We start from the raw sequence: 20,775 nt of genomic DNA on the forward strand, positions 1-20,775 counted from the left end.
GAAACGTGAGGACGCGAGCTGATCCGCGGTCGCGGTGGCTCTGCAATCGGTCATGCCTCTTGACTTGATCTCGGCAGCGCTGCCGACCTCGGTGACCTCGGCAGTCCGCCAACCCGTCTGGAACAGGCGGACATCGCTCACAAACGACGAGCAAGCCGATATGCCGGGCAGACCGATGCCCGCGAGGATAAGTAAGACGAGTCCTTTCCCTCCAAGCCACGGCGTGGAGCCGCCCGAATTCAACCGATCAGACGATCGGTTCAGTACGCTCGACGTTTGTGACATAGATCCATCCGGCACCGGGCTGGCCCGTGCGACCCGCACCCGAAATCGTGGTCACGAACCCATCGACCTGCTCGTCTTCGCAGTGGAGTTCCAGCTTGTACTCGTTCACCACTTCATCGCCCAACTCGAGTGAAAATCGTCGCTCGGCCTCATGAAGGGGCGTGAGCGAACCCTTGACGACATACAAAGTGAGGTTGTGCTCCCGACCGGTCGCGTCGTCACCCCAGGCCGGCGAACTCTTCAGCGCGGCTATAACAGCGGCAATCCGATTGCTGTGCAGATAAGCTTTGATTTCCTTCATGATGTAGCTCCAACGTGGGTCTCAAGAATTGCCGTCTTGCGCCTCTCAGCGCGGTGCTCAGCCCATTCCCATATGAGCGGCAGGATGAGCAACGTTAGGGCGGTCGAGGTGAAGAGTCCTCCCACGACCACCGTGGCGAGTGGCCGCTGAGTCTCCGCACCAACACCGGTCGAAAGCAACATGGGGATGAGACCAAGAATGGCGACTGAGGCAGTCATCAACACGGGTCGAAGGCGCAGTGCCGCTCCCTGCTGTACGGCCTCGCGTATAGGCAGACCCTGTCGCCGGAGGTCGTTGAGGAACGTCACCATGACGATGCCGTTGAGCATCGCCACGCCGAAGACTGCGATGAATCCGATTGCGGAGGGCACCGAGAGGTACTGGCCGCTCACGAAAAGGCCGATGATGCCGCCGATGATCGCGAACGGGACGTTGGCGATGATGATCGTTGCATGACGCACGGAGTTGAAGGCCGTGTAGAGGAGGATGAAGATCAGTCCGATGGTGAGGGGAACGATCACACCCAGACGTGCCATAGCGCGCTGCTGATTCTCGAACGAGCCGCCCCACTCGATCCAGTAGCCCGTCGGAAGCTCAACTGCCTCCTTCAGCCTTGCATTCGCCTCCTTGACGAAGGAGTCCACGTCGCGCCCCTTGACGTCCATCTGCAGTACGGAGTAGCGCTGGAGTGATTCGCGGCGAATGAAGGAGTAGCCCTCGTCCATCTCGATGGTCGCCACTTGCGAGAACGGCACCAGTGCGCCTTCCGCCGTGCGGATCGGAATGCTGGCAATCGAGGACGGGCTCACCCGGAATTCGTCCGAAAGTCGTACGGCGATGTCGAACCGCTTGGTTCCTTCAATCAACGTCGAGACCGTGCTGCCGCCGACGCCGGACTGAACCACTTCCAGGATCTCATCGGCGTTGATGCCATATCTGGCCGCTGCCTCACGGTTCACCTTGATAACGAGCTGCGGCTTTCCCTTGTTGGCCTCGGCGGAAAGATCGGCGACACCGGGTACTTTGGAGAGGACGCCCTGAATCTTGCCTGTGAGCCTGTCGAGGGTGGCCAGGTCTTCGCCGTACAGTTTTAGCGCTAGCGTTGCGCGGACACCTGAGATCAACTCCTCCACCCGAGACTGGATAGGTTGGGTCGCGCCAAACACGACCGTTGGCACGACCTTTTCCAGGGCCTCCTGCATCTCGAAAGCGAGCTTCGAATAGGAGATCTTTTCGGGCCACTCCTCGGGTGGTTTCGTGTCGAGATTGAGCTCCATGTAGTTCACATCGGTCGTTTCACCGCCCTCAGCGCGTCCGATGGTCGCCAACACCGACCGAATCTGCGGGAACTGCTTGTGCAGCTCCGCGCTCACTTCATTGGAAATCCGGATTGATTCATCGAGCGAGGTGGAAGGAATGCCAGTCACACGGAACTGAATGGTCCCCTCCTGTAGCTGCGGCATGAACTCCTTGCCCAGGAATGGGAAGAGTGCGAGCGACGCAAGCAACAGAACGACAGCAGATCCGACGACGAGCGCTTTGCGCTCAAGTGCCCAATCCAGCAGCGGAAGATAGATCTTCTTGGCTCTTCGCACCAGAAAAGTGTCGCGCTCCTCCTTCGGCTTGAGGATCAGGGCGGCCAGCACCGGTACCAAGGTCAGAGAAAGCAACAGGGAGCCGGCCATTGCGAAAGTGATCGTGTAGGCCATCGGCTTGAACAGCTTGCCCTCCAGCCCGGTTAGGGAGAACAACGGAAGAAACACCACGATGATGATCAGGATCGCGAACGCGATCGGATTCACTACTTCCCGCGCCGCCTCAAGGATGAGGTGCGTCTTGTGGATGGGCTTGCCGGACTCCTTGGCGTGTGCGAGGAGCCGGAAGGCGTTCTCCACCATCACGACGGCGCCGTCGACCATCATCCCGGTGCCGATTGCGAGACCGGCAAGCGACATGAGGTTCGCTGAAACGCCGAACTGCTGCATCAAGATGAAAGCGATCAGCATGGCCATTGGCAGCGTGATCACCACGACGATGGCCGATCTGAACTCGCCGAGGAAGAGGAACAGGATGATCGCTACCAGGATTGCCCCCTCTAGCAGGGAACTCTCGGCGGTGTTCAGTGCTTTCTTGACCAGTTCGGTGCGGTCGTAGACTGGCTGCAGCGTGACCCCTTTCGGCAGTGCCGCCTGTGCAACGGCGAGTTTGGCCTTGACCGCATCGACGACTGTCTTCGCGTTTTCGTTCACCCGTGCGAGCGCAATACCCAGCACCGCCTCTTTTCCATCTCGAGTCACAGCGCCGAATCGAGGGGCCGGTGCTTGCTTGACCTGAGCGACATCGCGCACATACACGGGAGCCCCATTGCGCTCCGCCACCACGATCTGCTCTATGTCAGAAGTGCTCGACACGAGGCCTAACCCGCGCACCAGGTACTGCTCAGATCCCAGGTTGATCGATTGGCCTCCAACCTGCTTGTTGTTGGCGGTCAAGCGTTCCATCACTTCCTTGAAGCTCAGCCCGTATTTGATGAGCTTGCGTGGATCGATCTGGACTTGAAACTGCTTCTGTTCACCGCCCCAGGAAATCACGTCATCGACGCCGGGGACCGTGCGCAGAATCAAACGCACGGTCCAGTCGTGCAGAGTGCGCAAGTCCATGGTGCTCATGGACTTGTCCGCAGATTCGACCGTGTACCAGAAGACCTGTCCAAGACCAGAGCTGTTCGGCCCAAGGACGGGTTCTCCATAGCCCTGCGGCAAACGCCCTTTGGCCTCCTGAAGCTTCTCGCCCACGAGGCGGCGCGCAAAGTAGATGTCTACGTCGTCCTTGAAGTAGATGCCGACGTACGACAAGCCGAAGAGGGATACGGAACGAACCTCCTCGACGCCGGGCAGGCCCGCCATCGCACCTTCGATCGGCGTCGTTAGCAGCTTCTCGACATCCTCCGCGGCCAGGCCTGGCGACTCGGTGTAGATGTTGACCTGAATCGGGGTGACGTCCGGAAACGCATCTACGGGTACGTTTCGGAAAGCCTGGACTCCGACGCCAATGACCACGGCGAAGAAAACCAGGACCAAGACCTTGTAACGCAGCGACGCGTCTACGATGGCATTGAGCATGTGTGACTTTCAGTTCCTCAATGCGTATCGCCGATTTGCGACTTCAGAACGCGAGCCTTGAGTGCATAAGTGCCCGCGCCAACGACCTGCTCGCCCGGCTTCAGACCGGACTTGACGATGGTGCGGGTACCAAGACGCTCGCCTGGTTCGATTGCACGCTGCTCATAAGAGCCGCCTTCGAAGACGAAGACGGTCGGTTGGCCTTGCATGAGCACGATCGCCTGATCGGGTACGGTCAGCACATCGCGCGAGGGAACCGCCTTGGGAGCAGTGCTCTCGATCGTTGCTGTCGCGAACATCTCGGGCTTCAAGCGTCCATCTGCGTTGTCGACTTCAATGCGCGCGGGAATGGATCGCGTTTCCTTGTCGAGGATGCTGGCGACGTAGGTCACACGACCTGGGAAGACTTCATCTGGGTACGCTGCGACAGTGACCGAGGCCTTCGCGCCGACCCGCACTTTGGAGAGCTGCGCCTCTGCAAGGTTCGCCTCGATCCAGAGCTTCGAGAGGTCGGCGACGACAAACAAACTGTCCGCCGGCCCTGCCAGACCACCGATCACCGCCTTCTTCTCGATGATCGTTCCGGCGAGCGGCGATATCAACGGGAAAACAGAGGCCGCGATACCCGAGGTACCAGGAACGCCGAGGAGCCGGAGGTGGTCTTGCGCGGCGCGCAGCGCGGCACTGGCTTTCTCGTTCTCGGCCCTGGCTCGCAGGAAGTCCTTCTGCGAGATGATCTCCTCCGCCTGCAGCGACGCGGCACGCTTGTAGTCGGCCTCTGCAACGCGACTTGCGGACCGGGCTTGGCTGAGTGCCGACGAGGCTTCACCTACAGCAACACTGTCCAGCGTCGCCAAGGCTTGGCCCGGCCGGACGCTGTCGCCCAAGTTGCCGCTCACGCTGACCACGCGGCCCTCAACACGTGGCGCAATCCGCGCGATGCGATCCTGATTGGCTCGGATCGTCGCCGTGACCGTTACGGTGTCTGTCAGCGCTTGCGCTTTGAGCTCTTCCAAGGTGATGCCAGCACGGTCGGCTTCGTCTTTGGACAGTTTCAGCTCGTCCTTCTTCTCGGCCGCTTCCTCGGCTGCGGGTTTTTCAGCGGCTGCATCCTTGGCGCCGCCACACGCGGTCAATGCGAGGAGCGAAATCGACGCGCAGATCGCCAAGCCAGGTATGCCCAGCCTCACAAGCAAGGGCCGTGCGGCAGATGCGGATTGAACTTCGCAATTCATGGCGTAACTCCTTCAGGCGGCCAGCCGGCGGCCAGTTCAAGTGCGAGACGTGTCGTCTGGTATTCGGTCAACGTGTCGATCAGATCGCGCCGCGCATCGAGGGCCTGGCGATTGACAACGATCAGTTCCAGCAGACCGATCTGGCCTGCACGCTGTGACTTGACCGATAGCTGCTGGTTGTCGAGCAGCGCCGGCAGAACTCGATCCTGGGTGCGGCTGAGACGAGCCCTCAGGCTCTCGAGCTTGGCCCATAGGGCTCGAACCTGGGCCTGCGTATCGCGGATGGCCGCCGCGCGCGAAATCTCCGCCTGGGTCAAGGCGCTACTGGCTTGGCCTATGCCAGTGGCGTTCTGCTTGAACAGGGGGAGCGGCACCGAAACCGTCAGGGTAGTCAAGCGCTCGCGGGCACTGCTTGACCCTTCCCGCCCCACGCCGACCCCAACAGTCACGTCGGGGTATCGGCTGGCGCTTTCAAGCTTTAGTCTGGCGCGTGCCGAATCCTCCCGCGCACCCAGTGCTCGCAGGCGCGGCTGCGACACGGTCTGTTCCAGTAGCGCGTTCAGGTCGTAAGTGGAGGCAGGCAGGGGTCGAAGCTCTCCAATTGCAAGAGGCAACCGCCCTCCGAGCAACTGCAGCTTCGCCGCGAGGTCCGCACGGGCGTCAAGAAGTTGCTCCTTGGCGAGTGCAAACTGATTGCGCGCGCGGTCCGCCTCCACCGCTGCGACGTTTGAATCGAGCTTGGTGTCTTCGCCCGCTGTCCTGCGCTTTTCGATGGCCGACGCGGTCGCTTCAAACAGTCCGAGCGCCTGCTCTTCCAGGTCGACACGCTGTTGCAAAGCAAGGACTCGGTAGTACTGCTGCCCAACCTCGACGCGTGTTTGGCGCCGTGTCTCTTCAATCTCACTGTGCAGGGCGTTCAGTGCGGCCTCGGAGGCCTCGCGGCGATATCCACGCTGTCCCGCGATCTCCAGAGTCTGCTGCACTGTGGCTGCCCATTCGTGGCGCAGCTCAGATAGCGCACCCTCCTGCGGCACGTCTCGGCGTATGCCATCGAACCCGGCCACCGGGTTGTTGTAGAGAAACGCGTTCGCATCCCGTTGGGAGCCCTCTGCCGCAGCGAGCTCTGCCCGTTTGGACCTCAGGGCAGGGTTGGCTTCCTCGGCCAGTCGCAGGGCCTCCGCCAGGCTCAGCGGGGCAACGAGCGGCAACGCTTGCTGCTGCGGTGGCGGCGGCACAGTTTGAGCGTGGCTTGGCCACACGGCCAAGGCCAGTGCACTGGTAGCGACCAGCGTCTTGATTCGCATCGAATTCTCCTAGCGTTGATGAAACAACCTGCAGGGGAATCGACGAGCTGAAGCTTGAGATGTTTCTAAAGGTGCGAGCTCGCCGATCAGATGGCGAGCCGCCTTGCTGGGCGTTCGAGCCCAGGAGGAGTGGGGGAGCGATAATGGTGCGGTCGTGAATCCGGCGGACGCAAGGCACCTGCCGCGATCACCGGCGGCACGCGATCAACGATCTGGAGCACCACGTTGATATGACAACCAATGCAGTTGTCATCGCCGTCGGCGATCTGCTTCAGCTTGAGATCGTGGGCCTTTTCAACGGATAGAGCGCTGGCCTTGTGATCGTGGTGCCCGAAGTGAGCCGCACCGGTGCCCGCTTCGTGGCGGCAGTAGCCGGACGCAGCGCTCCACGCGAACTGAAGTGGCACTACGGCGAGGAGCAGCACGAACAGGAATCTGCGCATCGCCGACAAGCCGCCGGCGCCTCGCAGGTTGTTCATGAACTCAAGCATTGGGCGAACGTGTTTGGGGCTTGCAAGGCCGTATTGTGACGCGCTCAGGCCGACTTTCCACAGGATGCACAAAAACGTGCGCCGTCGGGCAGCGGCGTTGAACAACCGCCGCAGGCGCGCGCAGCGGCCGCCAAGCAGCATTGGCCGCAATACCTGGTCCCGCTTGCAAGGGGCGCGCGGCAAGCCGTACAGGATCCGGCGCTCTGGGCAGGACTTTCCTCAAAGCGTCCGTGGTCTCGGCCGCCATGGTGCTCTGCCGAGCGATGGGACGAACCGTGGCCGCGCCGATCATGGTCGCCGCTCGAGATATTGCGCAGCATTAGATAAGAAGTTCATGTGGATTTCTTGTCGGGCGCTGGGTGAGACGCGTCGGGGCCTTGCGTGAATTGGAAACCTTGAAGTAACTTGAAGGTCAAGTGTTTTCTTCGCATGCAGACTCGGAGCGCCCGATAGCCCAGATGTCGAGCTCGGGTCGATAGGCTGCGGCGGTGACCCCGAAGAATCCAAGAATGCTGTGGAAGAGGTTGTCGTGCGAGTAGGAACGGCCGGAAATTGAAGCCAGGCAGCCTTGTGGCAGGTTCAATCGACGTTGGGTACCTTGAGACTGCCAGACAAGCATAGGAACGCGTATCTGCTCGCTCGGCGCGAGCAAACGGGGCAGCCCGTGAAGGTAAATGTTGCGCTCACCCAGGCTCTCGCCGTGGTCGGAAAGATACACGACTGCAACATCCATCCGGGAGGCCTGCGACTTGGCGACCTCGATGGCGCGCGCTATGGTCTTGCTCGTGTAGTCGATCGAGTTGTCGTAGGTGTTGACGAGCGCGCCCACGTCGCAATTCTGAATTCGATTCGTCTCGCACGTTGGTTGGAAGGGGCCGGGCGCGGGATAGCGCCGGTAGTAGGATGGCCCATGGCTTCCCATTTGGTGCAGCACGATGGCTGCGTCGCCTTTGACAATGGAGAGCCTCTTTTCCAGCGCGGGGACCAGAACCTCGTCGAGGCATGCGCCGTCATGGCAGATGTCTCCGACGTCGGATGTGGGCATCTGCTGAGTAGGCACTCGCGAGCACACGCCCTTGCAGCCCGAATTGTTGTCGAGCCACTCGACCTCGACGCCGGTACGCTGGAGAACGTCAAGGACGTTCTCTCTCGCCTGCGCCTTCGAGACGTCAAAGGCGTCCGCTCCCAAATCGGAGAACATGCAGGGAAGCGACGTCGCGGTGTCCGAGCCGCAGGACGATACCTTGCTGAAATACACACCCCCTGCACCGGCTAGCGCGCCGTTCGTGTCGCGCGGGTAGCCTCCCAGCGAAAAGTTGGCTGCGCGCGCTGTCTCCCCGACGATGAGGATCAGGACCAGCGGTTTGTCCGCGGCGTTCGACGGGCGTCGAGCGTCTGGTGCGACCCGAGCAAGCATGGAGGGCATCTCGGTCCCTCCCTTCAAATGCCCGTAGATTGCGTTGAAGTAGTTGGTGGGGACGAGTTGAAAGCGCAGTTCGCGATGATTCCTGAAGGTCGTCGCGAGGGTGCCATAGGAAGTGACCAATAGGATTCCAGTCAGTATCGCGGCCGTTGCGAGCAGTGCGGTCATCTGGAGCGCCGTTTGAGCAGGTCGGCTTGAACGGATCCCCAAGAACCACAGCACCCCTGCAGGAAGCACGCCCCGAAGCGTGAGATCAAGCAATGCCGGCCAAGCCAGCAGCTCCCGCGCTTCCCGGACGTCGGAGTCGATGATGTTCCGGACCAAGTTCTTGTCAAAAAGGACGCCCCAGTTGTCCAGGTAGTGCGACACCCCGGCAGAGACGATGAGGACCAGGCTCAGGAGGACCACGCCCGTGGTGCCGCCGGCAACAAGCCGAAGCAGCGCAGCGAACGAAGAAATCAGGACCAAGGCAAGTCCGGCTGTGGTGACGGTCACCAGCCCACCCGCCTCTGTCTGGGCCGCCGAGATCGTTCTCCAGAAGGCAAGGTTGTCTGCTAGTACAAGCCAGGAAGCGGCTGCCAGGCTCGCAAACAAAGGGGAGAGGCCGCGAACGTGAGCCCGTAGCGAGCGGCGGTTGCGGACGACTATGGTAGCGAGCGTCCGCGCAACGGGTGGTCGGTCTTGCATGTTCTAGGTTGGTTCATGCGCACCCGCGTGCACTCCGGGCTCGCCCAGCTGTTTGGCGGCATCAACGAACTGTAGAAATCACATCCCACAATCGGGGGACGCCAACATTACAAATCTGTAATCTCCATAGCCTGGATGGCGGATTTGTAGTCGGCTCAAACCGGCCGGAAGGTAGGATCCAGGAATGCATCTCCTGGTCATCGAAGACGAGCTCAAACTGGGCGACTACCTACGCAAAGGTCTTGTCGAAAGCGGCTTCAACGTGGACCTCGCGCGCGACGGAACGGAGGGCCTTGGCATGGCCCTCAGCGGCAACTACGACGCGATCGTGCTCGACGTCATGCTGCCGGGCATCGACGGCTTCAAGGTTCTGGAAACTCTGCGCAAATCGGCTTCGACGCCTGTTCTCATGCTCACCGCCAGGGACGATGTAGCAGATCGCGTGAAAGGGCTTGAAGGCGGCGCGGACGACTATCTGGCCAAGCCTTTTGCTTTTTCCGAGCTGCTCGCGCGAGTGCGTGCGTTGCTGCGACGCGGCACACTGCAGGAGTCGACCAGGTACGCACTGGCCGACCTGCAGCTGGATCTGACGACTCGCAGAGCGAACCGCAGCGGAAAGCGACTGGACTTGACCGCCAAAGAGTTCGCCCTCCTCTCACTGCTTTTGCGACGCCAGGGACAGATCCTTTCGCGCGCAGTCTTGGCCGACCAGGTCTGGGGCATGAACTTCAACAGCGACACCAATGTGGTCGAGGTGGCCGTACGCCGGCTGCGGGCGAAGATCGACGATCCCTTCGAAGAAAAGCTACTTCATACGGTGCGCGGCATGGGCTATGTTCTGGAGCGCAGGGACGACAGTCAGGCGTGAGCAAGCCATCGATCCAGACACTTCTGTCGCGATGGTTCGCGGCATTGACGCTGATCGGCCTGAGCATCGCATGCGCCGCTGTTTACGCAGCTACGCGATGGAGTTTCCAGCTAAAGCAGTCCGAGCAATTCACCCGTTACAACGAGATCGTTCGTCATGTAGTCGATGAGACGAACTCGCCCCCGAACATCGATGCGCTGCGTCACAAGCTCGACGACTACTTTCTGAGCAATCCGGATGCCACGGTCGACCTGTCGGCAGGTGGCCGGCTGATCTACAGGTCACAGCAACAGCCGTTCAGAGAACACCCGATCTCAAGAGTCTCGTCGCTTGAGGGATTGAGCTTTGATGACAAGCCGATCGAGTTGCGCATCACCATCGATGTCACCAGCGATGAACTGTTGCTTAGACGCTTGGCATGGACGTTGTTCGGTGCCGCAAGCCTCGGATCGTTGGTCGTCGCGCTGACCGGAGCCACCGTCGTGAGGCGCGGCCTCAAGCCGCTTAAATTGCTGGCGGCACAGACGGCGGCCGCCGGACCAAGTCAGCTTGGTGCGCGCATCGATCCATCGGGATTCGCCAGCGAGCTGCAGCCCTGGATCCGACAGTTCAACTCGTTGCTTGAACGGGTCGAGGGTGCCTATGGGCAACTTGAGGCGTTCAATGCAGACGTCGCTCATGAACTACGCACGCCGTTGTCCAACATGATCGCTCAGGCCGAGATCGAACTCAGCCAGTCCCGCTCCGTCGAGGCGCTTCAGGACGCCCTGAGCTCTCAACTCGAGGAAGCACAACGCTTGTCGAGCATCGTCACCGACATGCTCTTTCTTTCGAAGGCCGACCGTGGAGCGAGTGCCCGTCGGTCCGGGCCCGTCCGCATGGCCGAGCAGGTTGCCGCAGTGGCCGAGTTTCACGAGGCTGAACTGGAAAGCGAGCAGCTTTCCCTGCAGGTCGACGGAGACGCCGAACTGGAAGTGGACATCGGGCTCCTTCGGAGAGCTCTGTCGAATCTGGTCAGCAATGCCATTAGGTACGCCGAGCCGGCGAGTTCTATTCGCGTGCGCATCCGGCCGCGCGAAGGAGGCGTCAGCCTCGTAGTCGAGAACCGAGGCGTCACCATCGACCCTAAAGCGCTACCGCATCTTTTCGAGCGCTTCTATCGGGCAGATAAGGCTCGAAGCGGATCTTCGAGTCATCATGGCCTCGGTCTCACGATTGTCGCGGCGATAGCCCGCATGCATGGCGGATCAACGTTCGCAGAATCTGCAAACGGCGTGACCCGTATTGGGCTCGTGATCGCAGAGCCCGAGCCCAGGCAACGCGGGTAAGGCCGTCCTCCAGCACGCGTGGAGCCTCTCTGCCCTACTTGGGATCTGCCACAACCGTCGGCCACGGTGCGCCGCGGCTTACGTTCTTCCACGCAGGATCCTTCATGGCAGCATTCAACTCGGCATTGACCTGGTCACGCGTCTTCGGTTCCCCAGACTTTGCAACGGGCCATGGTGCGCCACGACTGGCCGCGTTCCAAGCAGGGTGCTTCTGCGCCTTTTCAAGGTCCGCTGCGACCTGCGAGCCACTGGTCGCGCTCGCATGCTGGGGATGATAGGTTGCACCCAGCTCCCCGGTAGCCGGGTGGTACGCCCCATCGGCCAGCGCACTTACCGGCACGAGAAGGGTCGTGGCGAAGGCGGCCGCGGCCGCAACGGAAGTCAGACTACGAATGGACATCAAAGGTCTCCTTAGGTTTGCCGCCTCGGTCGACTGACCAGTGCGTGGAATCAACTCTAGAAACCGGTCCCGACAGTTCGCGGTCGCGGCGATTACAAATGGGTCATTTGAATGTCATAAATGCCAAGCGAAACGCCCTGTGGTCTCCCACAGGGCGTTGCTGCCTGGGCGTCTATCGATCAGCGAACCGGCGCAACCTCGCCGATTGGCGCCTGAGAGGTCTTCGGGCCGGAATTCGCATTGCGAAGCTCTGCGTACGCACTCGCCGCCTTACGATAAGCTGGGTTCGTAGGGTCGGCTCCCGCCTCTCCGAACTGGACTGCGGCGAGGCCCGACTTAACCCAGTTCATTGTGTCGGCCTGCACCATGGCGCGCGAATTCTCTTGAACTCGAACCACTGCACGCGGGTTGCCTTCGGGATAGCCGACCGTCGGCGCCGAAGCCATCCACGAGCGGGTGTCCGCAGCCACCGCAGCGCCCGACACGGTCGAGCTAAAAGCCACTGGGCGAGGATCGCCCTCCGCGTAGTTGCCGGCGAGGGCGGGTACCGCTGCAGCGGCCAGAGCGAGAGTGGCGAGGGGCAGTCGAAGCATGGACATTTGCATTTCGGATCCTTTGAAGTGGTGGGTGGTAGAGCGCCGCTTTCATCGTCGGCGTGATACGACTTTAGTGAACCAGAACACCAGATTCAGGACCGTTGCATTACAGTTTTGTCATCAGGCTTTCGCCGAAGCGCGATGGGTGCCTCCCGCCAGTCGCGCATACTCACTTTAGAGTGAAGCGAACGGCCTGCGCCGGTTGCCCCTTCAGGGACACTTGCGCCACGACCTTGGTGCCTGCGCCCACGCTGAAAGCGCCCTTGGCCTGAAGCGAGTCACCGACGGGTGCCAATGTGGCTTCTTCCTTCTTGCTTCCAGACAGCAACGTCAGCTTGGCGTTCGCACCAGAGAGATCCGCCGGTTTGCCATGGTCGCTCACGTACAGAGCGATCGCGTCCGGACGCGCCACTAACTCATAGTTGACGTCCTTGACGACGCTCACCACGCCGCCGTGTTGCGCCTTGGCTTCGTGCGCATGGGCGCTCCCCTTGGTCTCGTGGTCGTGTCCCTTGTGGTCGTCGGCGGCAAACCCTTGAGCAGAAAACCCCAGGGCGGCAATAGCGACAAGCATCGAAAGCTTCATGATCAATCTTCCTCAACGATGTGAATGGTGCCCCCGATGGATGGCCGTGCGGGGGCGGGTCACGGCAAGTTCACTAGCCCGCTGGGTGCGGCGGCGAATGCAGCGGCATCACCGGATGCGTAGACGCTTCATCGAAGACCTCTTCCTCCTCGTCGCGCCCGTGTGCGAGCCGGTAGAGCACGGGCAATACAAGCAGAGTGAGCGCCGTCGATGAAAGAATCCCCCCGATGACGACCGTGGCGAGCGGCTGCTGCACCTCCGCGCCGGTGCCGGTGGCGATGGCCATCGGCACGAAGCCGAGCGACGCCACCAGCGCGGTCATGAGCACCGGCCGCAGCCGTGTAAGCGCGCCTTCGTGAATCGCGCGATCCAGCGAGGCACCGCCTTCGCGCAGGTTGCGGATGAAGGAGATCATCACCAGGCCGTTGAGCACCGCGACGCCCGACAAGGCGATGAAGCCGACCGCGGCCGTGATCGACAGCGGAATGTCACGCAGCCACAGCGCGAGGATGCCGCCGGTCAGCGCGAACGGAATGCCGGTGAAAACGATCAATCCGTCTTTCAGGTTGCCGAACATTGCGAACAGCAGCGTGAAGACCAGCAGCAATGCGACCGGAACGACGATTTGCAACCGTTGGGTTGCGGATTGGAGATTCTCGAACTGGCCGCCCCAGGTGGTCCAGTAGCCGGTGGGGATCTTCACCTGCGCCTCGAGCGCTGCAGTCGCTTCGCCGACGAAGGAGCCCAAGTCGCGACCCCGCACGTTGGCGCTGACCACGATGCGGCGCTTGCCGTCTTCGCGCGACACCTGATTCGGACCTGGCGCCAGTTCCAGCGTGGCCACTTCGGCCAGGGGAATGAAACTGCTGCGATTGGAGACTGTGCCTGAGTTGGTGGTTGCCGCCGAGTTCGTCGGGAGGGCGAGCGGCAACCGTTTGATCGCCTCAAGGTCGCCTCTGACTTTCTCAGATAGCCGCACGACGATGTCGAAGCGCCGGTCGCCTTCGAACAGGGTACCGGCGTTCTGCCCGCCGATGGCGGTCGCGAGGGTGTCTTGTACATCCGCGATGTTCAGGCCATAGCGAGTGACCTTTTCTCGATCGATGTTCACGGTGAGCATCGGAAGCCCGGTCGTCTGCTCCACATTGACCTCGGCGGCACCTGAGATCGACTTGAGCACACCTTCGATCTCACGCGCCGTCTTGTTCAGCACCTCCATGTCGTCGCCAAACACCTTTACCGCGACGTCAGCGCGCACACCCGAAACCAGCTCATTGAAGCGCAGTTGAATTGGCTGTGAGAATTCGTAGTTGTTACCTGGAATCTTCGCGACTTCTTCCTGCACTTCCTCGACCAGTTGCTGCCGAGTGCGCTTTGGTTCCGGCCATTGGTCTACCGGTTTGAGCATCACATAGGCATCCGAGATGTTCGGCGGCATCGGGTCCGATGCGATCTCGGCCGTGCCTGTACGTGCAAAGATCCGCTCGATCTCGGGGAACTTTGCCTTGAGCGTGCGCTCCAGTTGCTTCTGCATATCAACCGACTGGCTCAGGCTCGTGCCCGGAATGCGTAGGGCTTGCACAGCGAAGTCGCCTTCGTTGAGGTTCGGAATGAACTCGCTTCCGAGCCGCGTGGCAAGGAGACCTGACAACACGACCGCAATACCTGCGATCGTGACCACCACGGCCTTCGCTGCCAACGCGCGTACCAGCAATGGCTCATATGCCTTCCGGGCCCAGGTCATCAGGCGGTTCTCCTTCTCGGAGACCTTGTTTCCGATGAAGAGAGCGACCGCTGCGGGAATGAAGGTCACCGAAAGAATCATCGCACCCAGCAGCGCGATCACCACAGTGAGTGCCATCGGATGGAACATCTTCCCCTCGACGCCCGTGAGCGCGAAGATGGGCAGGTACACGATCATGATGATCAGTTGCCCGAACAGCAGAGGCCGGCGCGCCTCCTGTGATGCGGCGAACACTTCGTGAAAGCGCTCCTTGCGAGTGAGCGGCCGGCCGTGCTTCGCCTGCGCATGGGCCAGGCGACGCACGCAGTTCTCGACGATCACCACCGCACCGTCGATGATGATCCCGAAGTCGAGCGCACCCAGGCTCATCAGGTTGGCGCTCACGCGCTGGTTGACCATGCCCGTGAAGGTAAACAGCATCGACAGTGGAATCACCAGCGCGGTGATCAACGCGGCACGCAGGTTGCCGAGAAACAAGAACAGCACCACGATCACGAGCACGGCGCCTTCGAGCAGGTTCTTCTTGACGGTAGCGATCGCCTTGTCGACCAGCACCGTGCGGTCATACACCGTGATGGCTTCCACGCCTTCGGGGAGCGTGCGGTTGATCTCCTTCATCTTCTTGTCGACGGCCTGCGAGACGATGCGGCTGTTCTCGCCGATCAGCATGAATACCGTGCCGAGCACCACCTCGCGGCCGTTGTCGGTGGCCGCGCCGGTGCGCAGTTCCTTGCCGATGTCAACTTCTGCGACGTCGCGCACCCGTACGGGCGTGCTTCCTCCACTGGACAGAATGATGTTGCGGAGATCTTCAAGTCCGCGGGCCTGACCGGGAGCGCGAATCAGGTACTGCTCGCCGCGGCGCTCGATGTAGCCGGCGCCGACGTTGGCGTTGTTGCGCTCCAAGGCCTTCACGACATCGGCCATCGACAGCCCGTAGGCCGAGAGTTTTTCCGGATTGGGCGCGATCTGATACTGCTTTTCGTAGCCACCGATGGAGTTGATCTCGGTCACGCCCGGTACGTTGCGAAGCTGCGGCTTGATGATCCAGTCCTGGATCTCGCGCAGATCGGTGTCGGTGTAGGGCGTGCCGTCGGGCTTGCGCGCACCTTCCTTGGCCTCGACGGTCCAGAGATAGATCTCGCCGAGGCCGGTTGAGATTGGTCCGATCTGGGGGTGGATGCCGTCCGGCATCTCGCCGGTCGCGCTTTGCAGGCGCTCGTTGACCAGTTGCCGGGCGAAGTAAACGTCGGTCCCATCGCGGAAGATGACGGTGACCTGCGACAGGCCGTAGCGTGAGAGCGAACGCGTCTGCTGCAGACCGGGCAGACCTGCCATAACGGTTTCGATCGGAAAGGTGATCCGCTGTTCGGTTTCGAGCGGCGAGTAGCCTGGCGCCGCGGTGTTGATCTGCACCTGGACATTGGTGATGTCGGGCACGGCGTCGATCGGCAGCTTCTGGTAGCTGTAGATGCCGAAGCCGGCCATCGCGAGTACTGCGAGCAGGATCAACCATCGCTGTTCGATGGAGAAACGGATGATGCGTTCAAACATGGAGTTGATTCCCGCCTCAGTGGGTGTGGGTCGCAGAGCCCTTGCCCTGCTCCGACTTGACGATGAAGCTGCCCGCCGCGGCTACGCTGGAACCCGGCTTCAGTCCGCTCAGGATCTCGATTCGCTTGCCATCGCTGCGCCCGACCTGCACCGGCTGCGGCACGAAGCCGCCGGCCACTCTGAGAAACACCACGGGCTTGTCGTCCACGGTCTGCAAGGCGGAGCTTGCGACGGTCACTGGCGAGTTCACTTCGTTAGCAAGAACCTCGACATTCACGAACAAGCCTGGTCGCCAGGCGCCTTGGGGGTTGGCAAGGACCACACGAGCGCGAGCCGTGCGCGTTTGCTCGCCGATGAGCGACCCAACGTAGGAGATGGTGCCGTTCGCACTTGCATCGAAGGCGCCCGCGCGCACTACGGCGCGCTCGCCCACGCGTACTTGCTGCAGGTCACGTGCGGCTACGCTCATCTCGGCCCACACTGTGGACAGGTCCGAGACGGTGAACACATTTGCGTCTTCTTTGACCGCCTCGCCCAGTGCGATGTGCTTCTCGACCACCATGCCATCGAAGGGTGCGCGCAACTCAAAGCGTCCGAGCGACGTGCTGCTCGGGGTGGCCCCCAAGGTGAGAAGCTTCTGTGTGGCGTTGGCCACCGCGATCTCGGCTTCTCGAAGCGCCTGCCGAGCTTGCAGCACGTCCTGCTCGGGGGAGATCTTCTGCTCCCAAAGCGTCTTCTCACGCTCATAGGTGGTCTGGGCCAGTTCGCGACGACGCTGTGCACCTTGCAGTTCAGCCCGCGTTTCCGATACCGCTGAGCTTGAGATCACGGCCAACACCTGGCCCTTCTTGACCTGCTCGCCCAGGTTCGCGCTCACGCTCTCCACCACGCCAGCGACTCGCGGGACGATGTGTGCGGTGCGATCCTCGTTGAAGCGGATCTCGCCGGGGAACTGGAGCGCGCTACGGATAGTCGCAGGCCCACTGCTGTCCAGGGTGATGCTTGCCGCCTTGATCTGGGCATCACTCATGTTCACCTTGCCCTCCTGCTGCTCAAAGGTGAAGAGAAACGGTTCGTTCGGGGTCACCACGGCCACCGTGGCTTCGAAAACGTGGGGTTCTGCTACCGCTTGCGCACTGGTCAGGAAGCCGCCCTCCGGCTTCAGCTTGATCTCCTGCTGCTCGCCACCGGGCCGCTTCAGCGTGATGCTCACTTCGGTTCCGGTTGGAGGGACCGCCTTGTCCTTGTCGTAGAGCCATGCCTTGAAGCGGGGTTGCCCGCCCTCCTCGGACAGCTTCAACTCAAGGCCGAAGTCGCCCTCCGTGAAGCGCTGGCCACCGTTCGGCCCCTTGGGTGCTTCCCCTTCGTGTCCGCCGCCCTCTGCCGCTCCATGGCCGTGGCCATCGTCGCCTTTGCCAACGGCGCCTTTGCCATGGCCATGGCCGTCGTCCTCGCCCTTGCTGGCTTCCTCGCTATGCCCGTGGCCCTCCGCGGCTTCCTTCTTCGCCGGCCCGCTGCGCAGGATCAGCGCGCCTGCTACGACGCCGAGGACCAGTAAAAGAATGATGATGAAGATCTGCTTGCGACCGGGTTGACCGGACGCCGACTGCCTAGTGGTGGGCATGATCGGTCCTTATTGAGTAGAGACTGGGTAGCCATTTGCCATGGCTGGGCCGCCGAGCAGGCGATCGAGGTCTGTAATCGCGCGATGCGTATCGGCGAGCGAACGCAGGTACTGCGCTCGCGCCTGAAGCAAGGTGCGTTGGGCGTCGAGCGCATCGAGATACCCGAACTTGCCGAGTTCGAAGCCCTTGGTGGCCGCGTCGAAGGCGCTTTGCGCCCCGGGCAAGATGTCCGATTGCAGTGCCAATACTTCGCTCGTGGCACTCTCGTATCGCTGGCGAGCGGCCCCCACCTCGGCGCGCAGTCGCAATTCCAGGGCCCGGGCTTCGTCGTCCGCCTTGTCCTGCCGACGCAAGGCCTCGAGGAGATTGCCCCTATTCGTGTCGAAGAGCGGCAAGGGAACCGAGATTCCCACCACAGCCTGGTTGCGCCCGACCTCCTGGTCACGCTTCGTACCGGCATTCAACGTGATGTCCGGGATGCGCTTGGCCTTTTCGAGATCGGCCAGCGCGCCCAGACGTCTGACTTCGAGACGCGATTGGCGGATCGAGGGCGCGTTCACGATGCGCTCCTCGATGGCCTCTTGCGGCAGCGGCTTTGGAATCGCCAGCGAATCGCCACTAACGGCGGTGATGGCGACCGTTCCCCCGGTCACCGCGCGCAGTTGCTGCAGGTTGGTTTGCAACTCACCCTGGGCCTGAATCAGTTCCAGACGCACGTTGGCTTCGGCGACTTTCGCCTTGGTCTCCTCGACCGGGGAAATCTTTCCTGCCGTCACACGCTTCCCAGCCGCTTGGCTGCCATTGCGCGCCAGGTCCAGCGAGGCTTGCGCCAGGCGCACACGTTCCTGCGAGATCAGGGTAGCGAAGAACGCGGCCGTCGCGTTCGCACGCAGGTCAGCCTGTCGGCCTTCGAGTTGTACGCGCGCGACGTCGATTGCGCGATCCGCCGCATCGATGCGAGCGCCTCGCTTGCCTCCTAGCTCGAAGGGCTGGCTGAGCAAGACGGTAGTGGTACGGGTGTCGCGACGTTGGTCTTCCACCTCCACGTGCAGGGTAGGATTTTGGAGGACGCCGGCCTGGATCCGTGATCCTTCAGCAGCCTCGACCTCACGCCTCGCGGCCGAGAGTTCGGGACTCGTCTCGATCGCCAGCTGGATGGCTTCTGCCAGCGTTACCGTGCGAGAAGAGGGAACAGCAGCCTGTCCTCGCGCCGAGGCGACACCCGCATTGCCTTGTTGAGCGAACGCACTGCCGCCCGTGAATGCCGCCAACGCGAGCGCGAGCGGCACGAAAAACCTGCACATCGAATTCTCCAGTCAAAGGGACGAGACAAGGGAATCCGGCGCGGTCGTCAGAGCATGGGCTTGAGCGAAAAGGAAAGGATACGCGCGCCGGTCAGACGGCGCGGGTCCATTTGGGACGATCGATATCTGGCTCGACCTTCGAGCCATAAGGTTGAGGCACCGGGCCTGCAAAGCCGCCTGCGGTAAGCAACGTCGGCGGGAATTGCAAGTCCGAGCGGAACTGCGCGTGGCTTGAATGGCACTGGTTGCAGTCAGGGTGGCCCAGTCCGGCGGTCTCAGCGGATGGATCCGGATCTTGCACCGAATCAGGGGCGCTCGAGTGCTCGTGGGCGTGATGTCCGAGATGGTAGGACACCGGCGCGGTCTCGTGCGCGCAGTAGGGCGCGACCGCCGCCCAGAGGAACTGGGCAGGCAGCAGAAACAAGAGGGCAACAAGCAGCCAGCGACGCATACGGAGAGTTTAATGAGGAAATTCGAGCCCCTGCCGGCGGAGGGACATCGCAGGTGATCCTATTGGGCGAGTTCGACGAACTGCCGACTCGAGCATTACATTCCTGTAATTTTGTCGCTCTCCTCTGCGCGCGATCTAGACCGGCAGTTGGAGGACGGTCGAGGCTCTCTTGCAGCGACCGCGCGAGATGATGCGATTTTGAAAGTTCGAAGTATGGACGAAGACGGCCCACGTACAAGAGCGGCTCCGTTCGCGGGGCGGCTCGCTCGCAACGGCCCAAGCGTCGGGCGGAGGCATCGGGATGCGGGACGGTATATGCGGCAGTTGTAGATTATGAATTGCCGCCAGCACGCGATGTAGCGCCGCTCATCGGCAGAGAGTCGTGAAACTCGTGCAAACCGGCGCATCCGCCACCTCAGCGGACGACGGCTGAGAGTCAAGGCGCTGCGGGCGAACGTGCACGGGCTGAGGAGCCTTTACCCTACAAAGCCCGTCATGTGCGTCGCCTAACCTGCGATTTCGGCGGCGGTCGCGACTGGCCGCCGACTTACGCGATGTTTTGACGACGAGGTGTACACCATGGAAACGAACAAAGCCGCAATGAGCCACATCAAGGACTGCCTTGAATGCCACCAAATTTGCACCGAAACCGTCGCTCACGTGCTGCACGGCGGCGCTGGTCATTCGGAGCCAAAGCATCTGGTAGCACTACTTGACTGTTCGCAAATCTGTTTGGTCTGCGCGGATTTCGCGATCCGCCAGTCGCCCCACCACACACACCTTTGCTCCGAGTGTGCGGAGATCTGCAAGTTGTGCGCGGAATTGTGTGAAGCACACCAGGATGCCGACGGACAGATGAAGCGATGTGGCGAGGCTTGCCGCCGCTGTGCGGCAAGCTGTGAAAAAATGGACGTCTAGTGGTCCACTTTCGCTTGGTGCGTCTTCGGTCCAAGCGTTGACGCCGTGTGCCCCTTGCACGCGGCCTGCCGAGTACGCGCCTCGTCCCGTTCGGCGATGGGCCACGAGAAATCCTGTGCCGTGATCTCCGCGATGTGTTCGCAAGCGGCAATGGGAAGTCCCAAAGTCATTTCCTCGTCCCATACCACGATGCGGAGCCGAGCAAACAATGAACCGGGACTCGTTGCTTGTGCTGCGGGAACCTCCGACATTTGGCGTACAGGCAACTGCAGGGACACACGTCGTAGCACCTCGGCCACGACCTAGTGTAGTGCGCCACTCAGATATGTACTTATCTTGTGGTCCGTGCCAACGCGGCTTTGGCTCGCGTGACCTTGGCCAGGATGTCGGTGGCGCTGGCGGTCCAGATGAACGGCTTGGGGTTGGCGTTGTGGTGCTCGACGTAGAGATCGATCGCCAATTCCAGTTCAGGCACGCTGGTGAAGCTGTCGCGTCGGATGCGGTTCTCCGAGATGTCGCGGAAGAAGCGCTCGACCATGTTCAGCCACGACGC

18 protein-coding genes and 1 pseudogene are annotated in these 20,775 nt (G+C 61.6%); 3 read left to right on the plus strand and 16 right to left on the minus strand.

From position 1 onward, the window contains the following. The 8 genes from APY03_RS43450 to APY03_RS08475 form a co-directional block, all read right to left on the minus strand. Window positions 1-243 (minus strand): hypothetical protein (locus APY03_RS43450; RefSeq protein WP_232324195.1); only part of this gene is annotated, 243 nt, incomplete at its 3' end. 4 nt (window positions 244-247) lie between these two features. Next, window positions 248-586 carry a P-II family nitrogen regulator gene (locus APY03_RS08450; RefSeq protein ID WP_068675797.1) on the minus strand — a complete coding sequence of 113 codons (339 nt, stop codon included), beginning with the start codon at window positions 584-586 and terminating at the stop codon, window positions 248-250. Continuing rightward, window positions 583-3,708: an efflux RND transporter permease subunit gene (locus APY03_RS08455; RefSeq protein ID WP_068675799.1), complete on the minus strand. Its 3,126-nt coding sequence runs from the start codon at window positions 3,706-3,708 to the stop codon at window positions 583-585. Before APY03_RS08455 ends, APY03_RS08450 begins: the two co-directional genes overlap by 4 nt. A 17-nt stretch (window positions 3,709-3,725) precedes the next feature. Further along, the gene (locus APY03_RS08460; RefSeq protein ID WP_068675801.1) at window positions 3,726-4,943 is read right to left on the minus strand and encodes an efflux RND transporter periplasmic adaptor subunit; all 1,218 of its coding nucleotides are present in this window, start codon (window positions 4,941-4,943) and stop codon (window positions 3,726-3,728) included. After that, window positions 4,940-6,247, minus strand: coding sequence for a TolC family protein (locus APY03_RS08465; protein ID WP_083944226.1), 1,308 nt, complete (start codon window positions 6,245-6,247; stop codon window positions 4,940-4,942). Before APY03_RS08465 ends, APY03_RS08460 begins: the two co-directional genes overlap by 4 nt. Window positions 6,248-6,333: 86 nt before the next feature. Further along, the gene (locus APY03_RS08470; protein ID WP_068675803.1) at window positions 6,334-6,738 is read right to left on the minus strand and encodes a hypothetical protein; all 405 of its coding nucleotides are present in this window, start codon (window positions 6,736-6,738) and stop codon (window positions 6,334-6,336) included. Window positions 6,739-6,782: 44 nt separating this feature from the next. Next, window positions 6,783-7,058 carry a double zinc ribbon domain-containing protein gene (locus tag APY03_RS45605; RefSeq protein WP_443082807.1) on the minus strand — a complete coding sequence of 92 codons (276 nt, stop codon included), beginning with the start codon at window positions 7,056-7,058 and terminating at the stop codon, window positions 6,783-6,785. 92 nt (window positions 7,059-7,150) lie between these two features. After that, window positions 7,151-8,848: a phosphoethanolamine transferase gene (locus tag APY03_RS08475; RefSeq protein WP_083944227.1), complete on the minus strand. Its 1,698-nt coding sequence runs from the start codon at window positions 8,846-8,848 to the stop codon at window positions 7,151-7,153. A gap of 184 nt (window positions 8,849-9,032) precedes the next feature. Here APY03_RS08475 and APY03_RS08480 point away from each other — a divergent pair, with 184 nt between their 5' ends. Together APY03_RS08480 and APY03_RS08485 are read left to right on the plus strand one after the other, a co-directional pair. Next, a complete protein-coding gene (locus APY03_RS08480) occupies window positions 9,033-9,716 on the plus strand; it encodes a heavy metal response regulator transcription factor (RefSeq protein ID WP_068675806.1) in 684 nt (227 codons plus the stop codon). Continuing rightward, window positions 9,713-11,044 (plus strand): heavy metal sensor histidine kinase, encoded by a 1,332-nt coding sequence (locus APY03_RS08485; RefSeq protein WP_068675808.1) that lies wholly within the window; start codon window positions 9,713-9,715, stop codon window positions 11,042-11,044. The genes APY03_RS08480 and APY03_RS08485 overlap by 4 nt, the downstream gene beginning before the upstream one ends. A gap of 34 nt (window positions 11,045-11,078) precedes the next feature. On the opposite strand, the gene APY03_RS08490 is transcribed toward APY03_RS08485, so the two are convergent. From APY03_RS08490 to APY03_RS41315, 7 genes are all read right to left on the minus strand, one after another. Beyond that, a complete protein-coding gene (locus APY03_RS08490; RefSeq protein ID WP_068675810.1) occupies window positions 11,079-11,444 on the minus strand; it encodes a hypothetical protein in 366 nt (121 codons plus the stop codon). 179 nt (window positions 11,445-11,623) lie between these two features. Further along, window positions 11,624-12,049: a hypothetical protein gene (locus APY03_RS43455; protein ID WP_068675812.1), complete on the minus strand. Its 426-nt coding sequence runs from the start codon at window positions 12,047-12,049 to the stop codon at window positions 11,624-11,626. Window positions 12,050-12,209: 160 nt separating this feature from the next. After that, window positions 12,210-12,626 carry a hypothetical protein gene (locus tag APY03_RS08500; protein WP_068675813.1) on the minus strand — a complete coding sequence of 139 codons (417 nt, stop codon included), beginning with the start codon at window positions 12,624-12,626 and terminating at the stop codon, window positions 12,210-12,212. 73 nt (window positions 12,627-12,699) lie between these two features. Further along, on the minus strand, window positions 12,700-15,924 hold the full coding sequence (locus tag APY03_RS08505; protein ID WP_068675815.1) for an efflux RND transporter permease subunit: 3,225 nt from the start codon (window positions 15,922-15,924) through the stop codon (window positions 12,700-12,702). Window positions 15,925-15,940: 16 nt separating this feature from the next. After that, window positions 15,941-17,548, minus strand: coding sequence for an efflux RND transporter periplasmic adaptor subunit (locus APY03_RS08510; RefSeq protein ID WP_068675817.1), 1,608 nt, complete (start codon window positions 17,546-17,548; stop codon window positions 15,941-15,943). Window positions 17,549-17,557: 9 nt separating this feature from the next. Next, complete coding sequence (locus APY03_RS08515) at window positions 17,558-18,853, minus strand: TolC family protein (protein WP_068675819.1); 1,296 nt, start codon at window positions 18,851-18,853, stop codon at window positions 17,558-17,560. Between the two features lie 91 nt (window positions 18,854-18,944). Then, window positions 18,945-19,304, minus strand: coding sequence for a hypothetical protein (locus APY03_RS41315; protein ID WP_146039449.1), 360 nt, complete (start codon window positions 19,302-19,304; stop codon window positions 18,945-18,947). 579 nt (window positions 19,305-19,883) lie between these two features. Between APY03_RS41315 and APY03_RS40050 the strand changes: the two genes are divergently transcribed. Further along, entirely contained in the window at window positions 19,884-20,222 is a 339-nt protein-coding gene (locus tag APY03_RS40050) for a four-helix bundle copper-binding protein (protein ID WP_102905879.1), read from the plus strand. Between the two features lie 331 nt (window positions 20,223-20,553). Here APY03_RS40050 and APY03_RS42365 read toward each other — a convergent pair. Further along, a pseudogene (locus APY03_RS42365) lies at window positions 20,554-20,775 on the minus strand (IS630 family transposase); the annotation flags it as partial.

It is taken from the genome of Variovorax sp. WDL1 (assembly GCF_001541225.1).
In the GTDB taxonomy this organism is placed as follows: domain Bacteria; phylum Pseudomonadota; class Gammaproteobacteria; order Burkholderiales; family Burkholderiaceae_C; genus Variovorax.